The following is a 14,024-nucleotide window of genomic DNA, read 5'->3' on the forward strand; positions in this document are numbered from 1 at the left end:
ATCGGATCAGTGAACGCTGCCCTGGCGCTGTTGTTGCAGCAGCAAGGCCTCGTCGCATTTGGGGCAGAACTCGTGTTCGCCCGCCAGGTAGCCGTGCACCGGGCAGATGGAGAACGTCGGCGTGACGGTCAGGTACGGCAGCCGGAATCGCCCCAGGGCCTTGCGCACCAGTTGCTTGCAGGCCTGGGCGGAAGAAATCTGTTCGGCCATGTACAGGTGCAGCACGGTGCCGCCGGTGTACTTGCATTGCAGTTCGTCCTGCAGCTCCAGGGCTTCGAACGGATCGTCGGTGAAGCCCACCGGCAGTTGCGAGGAGTTGGTGTAGTAAGGCGCGACCGGACTGCCGGCCTGCAGGATGCCGGGGTAGCGCTTGAGGTCTTCCTTGGCGAAACGGTAGGTGGTGCCTTCGGCGGGCGTGGCCTCCAGGTTGTAGAGGTGGCCGGTTTCCTCCTGGAAACGCAGCAGCGTGGCCCGTACGTGATCCAGCAGCCTGAGCGCGAAAACCCGGCCCTGCTCGGTGTGCAGGCCCTGCTGGTCATCGGTGAAGTTGCGCAGCATTTCGTGCAGGCCATTCACCCCGATGGTGGAGAAATGATTGCGCAAGGTGCCCAGGTAGCGCTTGGTGTAGGGATACAAACCGGCATCCATGTGATGCTGGATGACCTTGCGCTTGACCTCCAGGCTCTCCTTGGCCAGTTCCATCAAGGTATCGAGGCGTTGCAGCAACGCACTGGTGTTGCCCTTGTAGAGGTAGCCCAGGCGCGCGCAATTGATCGTCACCACGCCAAGGGAACCGGTCTGCTCCGCCGAGCCGAACAGGCCGCCGCCGCGCTTGAGCAGTTCGCGCACATCCAGTTGCAGGCGGCAGCACATCGACCGCACCTGGTTGGGTTGCATGTCCGAATTGAGGAAGTTCTGGAAATACGGCAAGCCGTAGCGGGCGGTCATTTCGAACAGTCGGTCGGCGTTCTCGCTATCCCACGGGAAGTCATGGGTGATGTTGTAGGTGGGAATCGGGAAAGTGAACACCCGTCCTTTCGCGTCGCCGGCCTGCATCACTTCGATGTAGGCCCGGTTGAGCAGGTCCATTTCCTGTTGCAGGTCGCCATAGGCGAACGGCATTTCCTCACCGCCGATCACCGGGATCTGCTCGCGCAGGTCCTGCGGGCAGACCCAGTCGAACGTGAGGTTGGTGAACGGCGTCTGTGTGCCCCAGCGCGACGGGACGTTGAGGTTGTAGATGAACTCTTGCAACGCCTGGCGGACCTCGTCGTAGCCGAGCCTGTCCTTGCGCACATAAGGCGCCAGGTACGTGTCGAAGGAACTGAAGGCCTGGGCCCCGGCCCATTCGTTCTGCAAGGTCCCGAGGAAATTCACCATCTGCCCCAGGGCACTGCTCAGATGCCTGGGAGGCCCGGCCTCGACCCGTCCCGGCACACCGTTGAGGCCTTCATGCAACAACGTGCGCAAGGACCAGCCGGCACAGTAGCCGGCGAGCATGTCCAGGTCGTGGATATGCAGGTCGGCCTCGCGGTGGGCCTCGCCGATGGCCTGGCTGTAGACCTCGTCGAGCCAGTAGTTGGCGGTGACCTTGCCCGATACGTTGAGGATCAGCCCGCCGAGGGAGTAACCCTGGTTGGCGTTGGCCTGCACACGCCAGTCCTCGCGGTCCAGGTATTCGTTCATCGAGGTGGCGACTTCCACCAGGGTGCGACGATCCCGACGCAGGCGTCCGTGTTGTTCGCGATAGACGATGTAGGCGCGCATGGACAGGAAATACCCGGCGTCCATCAGAACGCGTTCGACACGGTCCTGGATCTGCTCGACGTTCAACCGTGTCTGTCCTTCCAACCGGGCCAGCACCGCCTGCAGCAGCCCCTCGGCCTCGGCCTCGGCATATTCGCCCGTGGCCTTGCCGGCGGCGATCAGCGCCTGGCGGATCTTGTCCGCGTCAAAGGCAACCACGCTGCCATCGCGCTTGTGCAAGCGGTTACAGCCCACAGCGATCAACATACTTTGCATTTTGGCTCCAGACACTACATATAGGATTTTTTCTTTATAAAAACACAATATGCAGTGGAGATTACGGCCAAACGATCGAGTTGCAATTGATCGATATCAAGAATCCGGGGCGACTATCCATCAGGCTTGAAAGGTCATTTTGGCAGCCCCCTTATCCCTGTGGGAGCGCGCTTGCTCGCGATAGCGGTGGGTCAGTTGAGATCGATGTTCAATGGGCCGCCGTCATCGCGAGCAAGCTCGCTCCCACAATTGGATCGGGGTACGACCGTGAGACCAAGAACAGGCCTGCTGCGCCCTCCCAGCGGGAGCAAGCTCCCGCGCCACGGGGTTTGTGCAGGCCCTTAGCCTCCAGTCATGTTCATGAACCGTACGATCTGCACTTCTGCACCGGGGTCGAAGTCATGCCGCAATGGCTTGCCGCGCAACGCCTGTCGCACCGCCTGGATGACCGGTTGGTCGTCCAGCGGATACCGGCGCAGCAAGCCGCGCAGGTCCAGGGAGTTTTCCTGTCCCAGACACAACAGCAAGCGCCCTTCGACGGTCATGCGCACCCGGTTGCAACTGGCGCAGAAGTTGTGGGTGTTGGGGGAAATGAAACCGATCCGGGTGTCCGGATGCTGTTCCAAACGCACATAACGCGCCGGGCCGCCGCTGTTTTCGGTGCTGTCCAGCAGCCGGTGATGGCGAGCGATCTCGGCCCGGACCTCATCGCTGGAACAGAACGACTCGCCCCGGGAACGCCCGACCTCCCCCAACGGCATTTCTTCGATGAAGCTGATATCGATGTGTTGGTCGATGGCGTACTGCGCCAACGCCGGGACTTCATCGAAGTTGCGGCCTTTCATGACCACGCAGTTGAGCTTGATCCGCTCAAACCCGCCGACCTTCGCCGCTTCAATCCCTGCCAGCACTTGATCGAGGTTGCCGTTACGGGTGATCGCCCGAAAACGCTCACCGTCGAGGCTGTCGAGGCTGATGTTCAGGCGCTTGACTCCGGCCTCCACCAACGGCCGGGCCAGTCGCGCCAGTTGCGAGCCATTGCTGGTCATCACCAACTCCCGCAGGCCGGGCAGTGCCGCGATGTCGCGACACAAGCCGACGATGCCGGGACGGATCAGCGGCTCGCCGCCGGTCAGGCGGATCTTCTTCACCCCCAGCCCGACGAACAAGCGCGCCAGCCGATGTATCTCTTCCAGCGTCAGTACCTGCTGGCGCGGCAGGAAGGTCATGTTTTTCGCCATGCAGTACACACAGCGAAAATCACAACGATCGGTCACCGACATCCGCAGATAATCGATCTGGCGCCCAAATCCGTCCTGCAACACGGCGTTCATGGATACCCCCTGGTTGGCCCGGTGTTCACTGCACCAACGGCGAGTCGGCGCCCTGGAGATGGATGCCACGGATGTCCGCCGCACCGACCAGGGTCTGCAGGTACTGCACCAGCGCCTTTTGCCACACGCCCTGCTCCAGCTGGGTGCGGATGGCGGTCGCCACGGCTTCGTAAGGCAGCGGCTGGCCTTCGATGCGCTGGTCGATGCTGATCACGTGCCAGCCATAGCGACTTTCCAGCGGCTTGCCCGCCAGGCCCGCCGGCAGCGTGAACAACTGACGCTCCAACTCGGGCACGGTCTGGCCCTTGCTGATCTGCCCCAACGACCCGCCCTGCTCCTTGGACGGGCACGCCGAATACTTCAGCGCCAACTCGGCGAAGCTGCCGGGAAACTGGTCCAGCCGCTGGAGCAGCAACTCGGCCTGGGCATGGGCCAGGCTGCGGGCCTCGGCGTCATCCGGCGCGCATTCGAGCAGGATGTGTCGCACCGCCAGCAACGGCGCGCTGTGGAAACGCGCCCGGTTGCTTTCGTAGTAATGCCGGCAGGTGGCCTCGTCACATTGCGGCACCTGCACCTCACGTTCGAGCAACAGCCGCGTGGCTGCCTCTTCTTCGTTTTCACCGGCAGCGACCTGCAACGCCAGGCCCAGCTCGGCGATGCGCTGCTGGAGCAATTGGCGAATCACCAGGGCCCGTGCCGCCTGGTAGACCGCCTCCTCGCGACTGTCAGCCGGGTGATATTGCAGCTCCTGGGCCATCGCCTGCGGGGTGATGGACACCCCGTTGACGCTGATGATCGGCCATTGCTGTTCACTGCTGGCAATCAACTGCGGCGCTTCATCTACCGCCACCGGCCCAGCCTGGGCCGGCTCGAACTGCGCCGCCCCGACGGGGTCCACATCGACCACCGGCGGCACTTTTGCCGAGGAGCCGCAACCACCGCTACCGCTACCACCGCCACATCCGCATCCACTGGCCATGATCTTCTCCTCAGAACTTCTGCCGAACGATTTGATAACGACGTCCCAGGTACCAGACCGGCGCACTGACGATGTGGACCAGACGGGTGAACGGAAACAGCACGAACAGGGTCAGGCCCAACAGCACATGGAGCTTGTAGACCAGGCCCACCGGTGCCATGGCGGTGGCCGCCTCCACCGGACGCAGCAGCACGGTGTTCTGGGCCCAGTCGGCCAGCATCACCATCACCGAGCCGTCCATATGGGCAGTGGACGCCACGATGGTCATCAAGCCCAATACCAGTTGCACCAGCAGCACCACCAACACCAGGATGTCCGAAGTGTTGGACGTGGCACGCACGCGCGGGTCGGTCAAGCGGCGGTTGAGCAGCATCAGCAGGCCGATCAGCCCCAGCACGCCGAAGAAACCGCCGGAAACCATCGCCAGCAACTGCTTGTTCTCGGTGCTCAACACATGGTGGTAGATCGCCGAGGGCGTCAGCAGACCAACGAAGTGGCCGGCCAGCACGAACAGCACGCCAATGTGGAACAGGTTGCTCGCCACGCGCATGCCGCGGTTGCTCAGCATCTGGCTGGAGCCGGCCTTCCAGGTGTACTGGGACAGGTCGAACCGTGCCCAACTGCCGATCAGGCAGACCGCCAGGGCCACATAGGGATAGACCCCGAACAGCAACAGATCCCATTTAGACATTGCCCACCTCCCCGGCTGGCGCTGCGGCCCGCCCTTCATGCTGAAAATCCACCCAGTGCAACGGCACCGGACCTTCTTCCCGGATCTTGCCCGGCGCGCTCGGCAGCGAACTGCAACGCTCCTGCTGCTCGGCCTTCATGAAATCCACCACCTCTTCTTCCCAGACCCTGTCCAGGGCTTCGAGGGAGTCGTCCCGTGGCTCGGCTTTCACCTGCTCTGCCAGCCCGGCGACCGCCGTCTGGGGTTCGGCCCCGGCAATCTGCAACAGGGCCCGGAAACAGCTGGCGTAGGCGCTTTCCCGCTCGTCCAGGCGCGCCGCCAGCAAGGCCAGCAAGTGCGCCACGTCCGCCAACCCTTCACGGGCCTCGATGTCTTCGCGGGTGGACAGAAACTCCAGGTACAGGGGGATGTAGTCGGGCAGCTCCTTGACGCCGATGGCGAAGCCGGCTTCTTCGTACTGGGCCATCATGTCCACCATGGCCTGGCCGCGGTCGCGGGACTCACCGTGGACATGTTCGAACAACAGCAGCGACAGCGAACGGCCGCGACCGAACAGCGCCCCGTAGTGTTCCTGGCCGTCCATCAGATCCTGGCTGCAGATCAGCTCCAGCAGCTCGAACAGCCCGGCACGCTGGGCGGGACTGATTTCCCGGGCCTGGAGAATCGCCTGTTCGAGTTCGTCACGGGCGGCCACCAGGGTTTCGGTCGGGTAGTCGAGGAGCAGCGAAATCACCTTGAGAATGCGCATGTTCATTCCTCCCACAACTGCACGGTCTTGATCACATCCCGGCGGTTGGCCTTCTTGCCGCCGAACATGTTGGTGTCGGAACTGCCGCTGCAACCGCTGCCGAAGCTGAAGCCGCAACCGGAGCGCTCGGCGAATGCGTCGCTCATGGCGTCTTCGCGGTGGGCGCTGGGCACGACGAAACGATCCTCGTAGTTGGCGATGGCCAGGTAGCGGTACATCTCCTCCACCTGGTTCACGCTCAGGCCGACGTCGGCCAGCACTTGCAGGTCCTGTACGCCATCGACCTGCTGGGAACGCTTGTAGGCGCGCATTGCCAGCAGGCGCTTGAGGGCATGCCTGACCGGCTTTTCGTCACCGGCGGTGAGCATGTTGGCCAGGTAACGCAATGGGATGCGCAGGCTGTCGACGTCCGGGATCACCCCGTTCATGCCCACGGTACCGGCGGCCGCAGCGTTCTGGATCGGCGACAGTGGCGGCACGTACCAGACCATCGGCAAGGTGCGGTATTCCGGGTGCAGCGGGAGCGCGAGCTTCCAGTCCACGGCCATCTTGTAGACCGGCGAACGCTGGGCCGAGTCGATCACCGACTGCGGCACACCATCGGCCAGGGCCTGGCGGATCACCGCCGGGTCGTTGGGGTCGAGGAAAATCTCCAGTTGCTTCTCGTACAGGTCCTTCTCATCGGCGGTGCTTGCCACTTCGCTGATGCGGTCGGCGTCGTACAGCAGCACGCCGAGGTAACGGATCCGGCCGACGCAGGTTTCGGCGCACACCGTCGGCATCCCCGCCTCGATGCGCGGGTAGCAGAAGATGCATTTCTCCGACTTGCCGCTCTTCCAGTTGAAGTAGATCTTCTTGTAAGGGCAGCCGCTGATGCACATGCGCCAGCCGCGGCACTTCTCCTGGTCGATCAGGACGATGCCGTCTTCCTCGCGCTTGTAGATCGCCCCGCTCGGGCAGGATGCCGCGCACGCCGGGTTCAGGCAGTGCTCGCACAGGCGCGGCAAGTACATCATGAAGGTGTTTTCGTACTCGCCGTAGATGTCCGCCTGGACCTTGTCGAAGTTCTTGTCCTTGCGCCGCTTGGCGAATTCGGTACCGAGGATCTCCTCCCAGTTCGGGCCCCACTCGATCTTTTCCATGCGCTTGCCGGACACCACCGAACGCGGCCGTGCGGTGGGTTGATGTTCGCCCAGTGGCGCGGTGTGCAGGTGCTGGTAGTCGAAATCGAACGGCTCGTAGTAATCGTCCAGGCTGGGCAGGTCCGGGTTGGCGAAGATGTTCGCCAGCACACGGAACTTGCCGCCGATGCGCGGGTTGATCGAACCGTCGGCGTTGCGGACCCAGCCGCCCTTCCACTTGTCCTGGTTCTCCCATTCCTTTGGGTAGCCGATGCCCGGCTTGGACTCGACGTTGTTGAACCAGGCGTATTCCATCCCTTCGCGGCTGGTCCAGACGTTCTTGCAGGTGATGGAGCAAGTGTGACAGCCGATGCATTTGTCCAGGTTCAGGACCATGCCGATTTGTGAGCGAATCTTCATCTCAGTTCTCCTCGATATCGGTTGGCAGTGGACGCGGCAGATCATCGCCACTGGAACCGTCGAGCCAATCGACCTTGGCCATCTTGCGCACCACGACGAATTCGTCGCGGTTGCAACCGACCGTGCCGTAATAGTTGAAGCCATAGGCCTGCTGGGCGTAGCCACCGATCATGTGGGTGGGCTTGAGCACCACGCGGGTCACCGAGTTGTGGTGGCCACCACGGGTCTTGGTGGTTTCGGAACCTGGCACGTTCACGATCCGTTCCTGGGCGTGGTACATCATCACCATGCCCTCCTTGACCCGCTGGCTGACCACCGCCCGGGCGGTCAGCGCGCCGTTGGCGTTGAAGCATTCGATCCAGTCGTTGTCCTCGATGCCGGCGCGCCTGGCGTCGATTTCCGAAAGCCAGACAATCGGCCCGCCACGGCTCAAGGTCAGCATCAGCAGGTTGTCGCTGTAGGTGCTGTGGATGCCCCATTTCTGGTGCGGGGTGATCCAGTTCAGGACGATCTCGGTCTCGCCATTGCCGCGCTTGCCCTTCACGCCGGCGATGGTGCGGGTGTTGACCGGAGGCCGATAGCTCATCAGCTGCTCGCCGAACGCCTGCATCCAGGGGTGATCCTGGTAGAACTGCTGGCGACCGGTGATGGTGCGCCATGGAATCGACTCGTGGACGTTGGTGTAGCCGGCGTTGTAGCTCACATGGTCGTCTTCCAGGCCGGACCAGGTCGGGCTGGAAATGATCTTGCGCGGCTGGGCCTGGATGTCGCGGAAGCGAATGGCCTCATGCTCCTTGGAGACGGCCAGGTGGCTGTGGTCGATGCCGGTGAATTCCGACAGCGCCGCCCAGGCTTTCACCGCCACATGGCCGTTGGTTTCCGGAGCCAGGGACAGGATCACTTCGGCGGCGTCGATGGCGCTGTCGATCTTCGGCCGCCCTTGGCTGATACCGGCGTCCACTTCATGATGATTGAGCTCGCCGAGGAACTTCACCTCGGCGTCGGTGTTCCAGTTGATGCCCTTGCCGCCGTTGCCGAGTTTTTCCAGCATCGGGCCCAGGGAGGTGAATTGCTTGTAGATGTTGGGGTAGTCGCGCTCCACCACTTGCAGGTTCGGTGCGTTCTTGCCCGGTACCGGCGCCACACCGGCGCTTTTCCAGTCGGTCCCGCCAAATGGCTGGGCCAGTTCGCCAACGCTGTCGTGCATCAACGGTACGGTCACCAGGTCTTTTTCCACGCCCAGGTGTCCGACGGCCATGGCGGAAAACGCTTTGGCGATGCCCTTGTAGATTTCCCAGTCCGAGCGCGATTCCCAGGCCGGATCGATGGCGGCGGACAGCGGGTGGATGAACGGGTGCATGTCCGAGGTGTTCATGTCGTCTTTTTCGTACCAGGTAGCGGTCGGCAAGACGATGTCGGAATACACGCAGGTCGAGGACATGCGGAAGTCCAGGGTGGTCACCAGGTCGAGCTTGCCAATGGCACCCTCGTCGACCCATTCGGCTTCAGTGGGCTTGCAGTCACCGACCTGGCCGATGTCTTCGTTCATCACGCCGTTCTTGGTGCCCAGCAGGTACTTGAGCATGTACTCGTGGCCCTTGCCCGAGGAGCCCAGCAGGTTGGACCGCCAGATGAACATGTTGCGCGGGAAGTTCACCGGGCTGTCCGGTTGCTCGCAGGCAAAGCGCAGGGAGCCGTCCTGCAGCGACTTGACCACATAATCCTTGGGTTCCAGGCCCGCGGCGGCGGCATCGCGGCAGATGTGCAGCGGGTTGGTGTTGAGTTGCGGCGCGCTGGGCAACCAGCCGGCCCGTTCGGCGCGGATGTTGTAGTCCAGGGCGTGCTCGGGGAACTGCGACTTGTCGGCCAGGGGCGAAAGCACGTCGTGCATGCTCATCTTCTCGTGGCGCCATTGCGAGCTATGGCCATAGAAGAAGCTGGTGCCGTTCATCTGCCGGGGCGGACGGTTCCAGTCCAGGCCGAAGGCCAGGGGCAGCCAGCCGCATTGCGGACGCAGCTTTTCCTGGCCGACGTAGTGGGCCCAGCCGCCGCCGGTCTGGCCGATGCAACCGCAGAGCATGAGCATGTTGATCAGCCCGCGGTAGTTCATGTCCATGTGGTACCAGTGGTTCATCGCCGCCCCGACGATGATCATCGAGCGGCCACGGGTCTTGTCGGCGTTGTCGGCGAACTCGCGGGCGATCTGGATCGCCTTCTCGCGGCTCACACCAGTGATCTGCTCCTGCCAGGCTGGCGTACCGGGTACCGAGGCGTCGTCGTAGTCCTTGGCGACGTTGGCGCCCCCCAGGCCACGGTCGATGGCCAGGTTGGCCGCCGACAGGTCGAATACAGTGGCGACTTTCGCCACGCTGCCATCGGCCAGCACCACGCTGTGCACCGGCACCCTACGGAACTGCACCGCATCACCGGCCACGTGCTGGAAGTACTCCTGGGCTTCGCCGGCGAAGTACGGGAACGCCACCTCGGCGACGTCACCGCCGATCAGGCTCAGCTTGAGGTCGATTTCACGCCCCTCGCCGCCTTCACGGGGCAGGATGTTCCACTTGCCCTTCTCGCCCCAGCGATAGCCGATGGAACCCTGGGGGGAAACCAGCTCGCCGTTGGTATCCAGGGCGATGGTTTTCCATTGCGGGTTGTTGTCCTGGCCGAGGTTGTCGGTCAGGTCGCTGGCCCGCAGGAAACGGTCCGGCTGGTAGCCCGCGCCTGGTGCCGCGCCGAGCATCGGCTTGAGCATCACCAGCACCGGCAGGTCGGTGTAGCGCTTGGCGTATTCGGTGAAATAGGCGCTGGGCTTGTCCAGGTGGAATTCTTTGAAGATCACATGGTTGAAGGCCTGGGCCAGGGCGGCGTCGGTGCCCTGCTTGGGGTTGAGCCACAGGTCGGTGAGCTTGGCGACTTCCGAGTAGTCCGGGGTGATCGCCACGGTCTTGGTGCCCTTGTAGCGCACCTCGGTGAAGAAGTGGGCATCAGGGGTACGGGTCTGCGGGACGTTGGAGCCCCAGGCGATGATGTAGTTGGAGTTGTACCAGTCGGCCGATTCCGGCACGTCGGTCTGCTCGCCCCAGACCATCGGCGAAGCGGGCGGCAGGTCGCAATACCAGTCATAGAAGCTCAGGCACACGCCACCGATCAGCGAAAGATAGCGCGAGCCGGCGGCGTAGCTGACCATGGACATGGCCGGGATCGGCGAGAAACCCACCACCCGGTCAGGGCCATGGGTCTTGACGGTGTAGACGTTGGCGGCGGCGATGATCTCGTTGACTTCTTCCCAGTTGGAGCGGATGAAGCCGCCCATGCCGCGCTTGCTTTTATAGGCGTCGGCCTTGGCCTTGTCCTCGACGATGCTGGCCCAGGCCTCCACCGGCGGCAGGGTCTGCCGGGCTTCGCGCCACAGCTTGAGCAACGGCTTGCGGATCTTCGGGTACTTGAGCCGGTTGGCGCTGTAGATGTACCAGCTGTAGCTCGCGCCGCGAGGGCAACCGCGAGGTTCGTGGTTGGGCAGGTCGTTGCGGGTGCGCGGGTAGTCGGTCTGCTGGGTTTCCCAGGTGATCAGGCCGTTCTTGACGTAGATTTTCCACGAGCACGAGCCGGTGCAGTTCACTCCATGGGTCGAACGCACGATCTTGTCGTACTGCCAGCGGGAACGGTAGACGTTTTCCCAGTCGCGGGACTCCTTGCGGGTCTCGCCGTGACCGTCGGAAAACTCGCCTTGCTTGCGGTTGAAGAACCGCAGTTGATCCAGTAAATGACTCACAGTGTCTTCCTCTCAGGCTTGCTCCGCGGGGTCTGCGCCCCGCCCAGGCAGGTTTAGGTTCGGCTTAGCAAGGTGTCGCGGCGCCCTTGCGGGCATACCACCACCAGGTCACCACGATGCAGCTCAGGTAGAAGCCGACGAACATGTAGAAGGCCATCTCCGGACCGCCCGTCAGGGCCATCGAAGTGCCGAATGATTTAGGAATGAAGAACGCACCGAAGGCGCCCATGGCCGAGCTGAAGCCCAGCACCGCGGCCGACTCCTTGCCGGCGTTCTTGAGCGCTTGCTCGCGCACCTCGGGCTTTTTCCCCAGGGCGGCTTTTTCATGCAGGGTGCGGAAGATCACCGGGATCATGCGGAACGTGGAACCGTTGCCCACGCCAGTGGTGATGAACAGCAACATGAACAGGCCCAGGAAGCCGTAGAAGTTGCCGCCCTGGCCACCTTGGGGCAGAAAGTGCATGACGCCGAACACCATCGCGATCATCAGCACGAAGTTCCACAGGGTGACCTTCGCACCGCCGAGCTTGTCCGCCAGCCAACCACCCAGCGGCCGCACCAGGGCGCCCACCAGGGGGCCGAGGAAGGCGAATTTCAGGGCGATGACTTCCGGGAACGAAGTCTTGATCAGCAGCGGGAACGCGGCGGAGAAGCCAATGAACGAGCCGAAGGTCGCCAGGTACAGCCAGCACATCAGCCAGTTGTGCTTGCGCTTGAAGATCACCGCTTGTTCGCTGAACGAGGCCCGGGCGCTGGACAAATCGTTCATGCCGAACCAGGCAATCAGGGTCACGGCCAGGATGAACGGCACCCAGATGAAACCGGCGTTCTGCAGCCACAGCGAGCTGCCGTCAGCCAATACCTGGGGCTGGCCGCCCATGAAGCCGAACACCCCGAAGGAGATCACCAGCTGCACGCAGAACTGCATCACCGAGACGCCCAGGTTGCCCAGCCCGGCGTTCAGGCCCAGGGCGGTGCCCTGCTGGGACTTGGGATAGAAGAAGCTGATGTTGGACATGCTGGAGGCGAAGTTGCCGCCGCCAAAACCGCAGAGCAATGCGATCAGCACGAAGACGCTGTAGGGCGTGCCCGGATCCTGTACCGCGAAGCCCATCCACAGCGCCGGCACCAGCAGCGATGCAGTGCTCAGGGCGGTCCAGCGCCGACCGCCGAAGATCGGCACCATGAACGAATAGAAGATGCGCAAGGTGGCACCGGACAGCCCCGGCAGCGCCGCCAGCCAGAACAGCTGGTCGGTGCTGAAACTGAAGCCGATGGCGTTCAGGCGCACGATCACCGTGCTCCAGACCATCCACACGGCGAAGGCCAGCAGCAGCGCCGGGATCGAGATCCACAGGTTGCGCCGTGCGGTCTGTTTGCCACTGCTGCCCCAGAAGGCGGGGTCTTCGGGGCGCCAGTCATGGATGACCGGGCCTTTGTCAGGCGTTTGCAGAACGGACATGTTCTTCTCCTTGGGCAATGCTGGAAAACGGGGGGTGGCTGGCGGGCTGACGCTTGCCCAGCAGCGGGCGCTTGCGCATTTCGCTGAAGTACATCCAGATGAGGGAGACCCAGACCACGCCGTACAGCAACATGAAGCAGGACGAGCGCACGCCGGTGAGGTCCACCAGGGCGCCGAACATGATCGGCAGCACGAAGCCGCCCAGGCCGCCGGCCAGGCCGACGATGCCGGACACCGCGCCCATGTTTTTCGGGTAGTCGTTGGCGATGTACTTGAAGACCGAGGCCTTGCCGAACGCGAAGGCGATGCCCATCACGAACAGCAGCACGGTGAACAGGGTGGCGTTGAGGCCGATGTGGAAGTCGACGATGCCGTTGACGGTCTGCACTTGCAGCTGGGTCTGGGGATAGGACAGCAGGAACAGACAGATCCAGCTGACCCACAACACCCACCAGGTCACGCTCTGGGCACCCCAACGGTCGGACATCCAGCCACCGACGGCGCGCAGCACACCACCGGGCAGCGAAAAGCACGCCGCCAGCAGCGCCGCGCTCTGCAGGCTGAAACCGTATTCCTGCACGTAGTATTTGGTCATCCACAGCGCCAGGGCCACATAGCCGCCGAACACGATCGAGTAGTACTGGCAGTAGCGCCACACGGCCGGCTCTTTCAGGGCCTTGAGCTGTTCGCGCAGGCTGGCGCCGTTGGCGCTGCGGTGCTCTTTTTTCTCGGCGGTGAGGAACCAGAACGACAGCGCGGTGAGGAACAGGATCGCGCTGAACACCTTCGGCACCAGGTGCCAGGAGCCCAGGGCGATCAAGGCCGGCGCAAGGAACTTGGTCACCGCCGCACCGGCGTTGCCGGCACCGAAGACGCCCATGGCAAAGCCCTGGTTCTGTTTGTCGAACCACTTGGCGACGTAGGCGATGCCCACCGAAAACGAACCGCCGGCCAGGCCGACGAACAGCCCCAGGACCAGGAACTGCCAGAAGGCCGTGGCCAGGGTGATCAGGTACAACGGCAGTACGCAGGACAGCATCAGCAGGAAGAACACGATGCGCCCGCCGAAACGGTCGGTGAGCAGCCCCAGGGGCAGGCGCACCAGCGAACCGGTCAGTACCGGCGTGGCGGCCAGCAGGCCAAACTGGGTTTCGTTGAGGGCCAGCATTTCCTTGATGGGAACGCCGAGCACCGCGAACATCATCCAGACCATGAAGCACACGGTGAAGGCCAGGGTACTCATCCCCAGTACCAACCCTTGTTGCACTTGCGCTCGCATCACGATGCTCCCATCAGTTCGATGAGCGCAGACTAGTGATGCCTACCCCGCAAAAACTTGACGTGAGTCAAAGAGCCTCCCGGGGGTATGGGCCTATGCTTGGCCCACCTACCTCCAAGGAGGTAGTCCCTGAAATTGATAGAACCCTTTGTTTATCAATAGCTTGAACGAATTGGCCGAAGCTTTTATGGAA

At 62.9% G+C, this 14,024-nt stretch carries 9 protein-coding genes; all 9 read right to left on the reverse strand.

The window, feature by feature from the left end:
* Positions 1-6 precede the first annotated feature (6 nt).
* The 9 genes from BW992_RS22165 to BW992_RS22205 all read right to left on the reverse strand — a co-directional run bounded on the left by BW992_RS22165 (position 7) and on the right by BW992_RS22205 (position 13,831).
* Entirely contained in the window at positions 7-2,022 is a 2,016-nt protein-coding gene (locus tag BW992_RS22165; protein ID WP_072459238.1) for a ribonucleoside triphosphate reductase, read from the reverse strand.
* Between the two features lie 341 nt (positions 2,023-2,363).
* Entirely contained in the window at positions 2,364-3,356 is a 993-nt protein-coding gene (gene moaA / locus BW992_RS22170; RefSeq protein WP_076407113.1) for a GTP 3',8-cyclase MoaA, read from the reverse strand.
* Between the two features lie 25 nt (positions 3,357-3,381).
* Positions 3,382-4,335 (reverse strand): peptidylprolyl isomerase, encoded by a 954-nt coding sequence (locus tag BW992_RS22175; protein ID WP_072390936.1) that lies wholly within the window; start codon positions 4,333-4,335, stop codon positions 3,382-3,384.
* A gap of 10 nt (positions 4,336-4,345) precedes the next feature.
* On the reverse strand, positions 4,346-5,026 hold the full coding sequence (gene narI, locus BW992_RS22180; RefSeq protein ID WP_072390933.1) for a respiratory nitrate reductase subunit gamma: 681 nt from the start codon (positions 5,024-5,026) through the stop codon (positions 4,346-4,348).
* Positions 5,019-5,774 carry a nitrate reductase molybdenum cofactor assembly chaperone gene (narJ, locus tag BW992_RS22185; protein WP_072390930.1) on the reverse strand — a complete coding sequence of 252 codons (756 nt, stop codon included), beginning with the start codon at positions 5,772-5,774 and terminating at the stop codon, positions 5,019-5,021. Before narJ ends, narI begins: the two co-directional genes overlap by 8 nt.
* 2 nt (positions 5,775-5,776) lie before the next feature.
* A complete protein-coding gene (gene narH / locus BW992_RS22190) occupies positions 5,777-7,315 on the reverse strand; it encodes a nitrate reductase subunit beta (protein ID WP_072390927.1) in 1,539 nt (512 codons plus the stop codon).
* Between the two features lies 1 nt (position 7,316).
* A complete protein-coding gene (locus BW992_RS22195) occupies positions 7,317-11,090 on the reverse strand; it encodes a nitrate reductase subunit alpha (protein ID WP_076407114.1) in 3,774 nt (1,257 codons plus the stop codon).
* 64 nt (positions 11,091-11,154) lie between these two features.
* Positions 11,155-12,552: a NarK family nitrate/nitrite MFS transporter gene (locus BW992_RS22200; RefSeq protein ID WP_076407115.1), complete on the reverse strand. Its 1,398-nt coding sequence runs from the start codon at positions 12,550-12,552 to the stop codon at positions 11,155-11,157.
* Positions 12,530-13,831, reverse strand: coding sequence for an MFS transporter (locus BW992_RS22205; protein WP_372239196.1), 1,302 nt, complete (start codon positions 13,829-13,831; stop codon positions 12,530-12,532). The genes BW992_RS22200 and BW992_RS22205 overlap by 23 nt, the downstream gene beginning before the upstream one ends.
* Between the last annotated feature and the right edge of the window lie 193 nt (positions 13,832-14,024).

Origin of the sequence: Pseudomonas sp. 7SR1, assembly GCF_900156465.1 — a bacterium.
GTDB lineage: Bacteria > Pseudomonadota > Gammaproteobacteria > Pseudomonadales > Pseudomonadaceae > Aquipseudomonas.

Excerpts from the sequence above, each read along its gene's own strand:
- narI (WP_072390933.1), bottom strand. The coding sequence starts at position 5,026 with ATGTCTAAATGGGATCTGTTGCTGTTCGGGGTCTATCCCTATGTGGCC.
- moaA (WP_076407113.1), bottom strand. The coding sequence starts at position 3,356 with ATGAACGCCGTGTTGCAGGACGGATTTGGGCGCCAGATCGATTATCTG.
- BW992_RS22165 (WP_072459238.1), bottom strand. The coding sequence starts at position 2,022 with ATGCAAAGTATGTTGATCGCTGTGGGCTGTAACCGCTTGCACAAGCGC.
- BW992_RS22205 (WP_372239196.1), bottom strand. The coding sequence starts at position 13,831 with ATGCGAGCGCAAGTGCAACAAGGGTTGGTACTGGGGATGAGTACCCTG.
- narJ (WP_072390930.1), bottom strand. The coding sequence starts at position 5,774 with ATGCGCATTCTCAAGGTGATTTCGCTGCTCCTCGACTACCCGACCGAA.
- BW992_RS22175 (WP_072390936.1), bottom strand. The coding sequence starts at position 4,335 with ATGGCCAGTGGATGCGGATGTGGCGGTGGTAGCGGTAGCGGTGGTTGC.
- narH (WP_072390927.1), bottom strand. The coding sequence starts at position 7,315 with ATGAAGATTCGCTCACAAATCGGCATGGTCCTGAACCTGGACAAATGC.
- BW992_RS22200 (WP_076407115.1), bottom strand. The coding sequence starts at position 12,552 with ATGTCCGTTCTGCAAACGCCTGACAAAGGCCCGGTCATCCATGACTGG.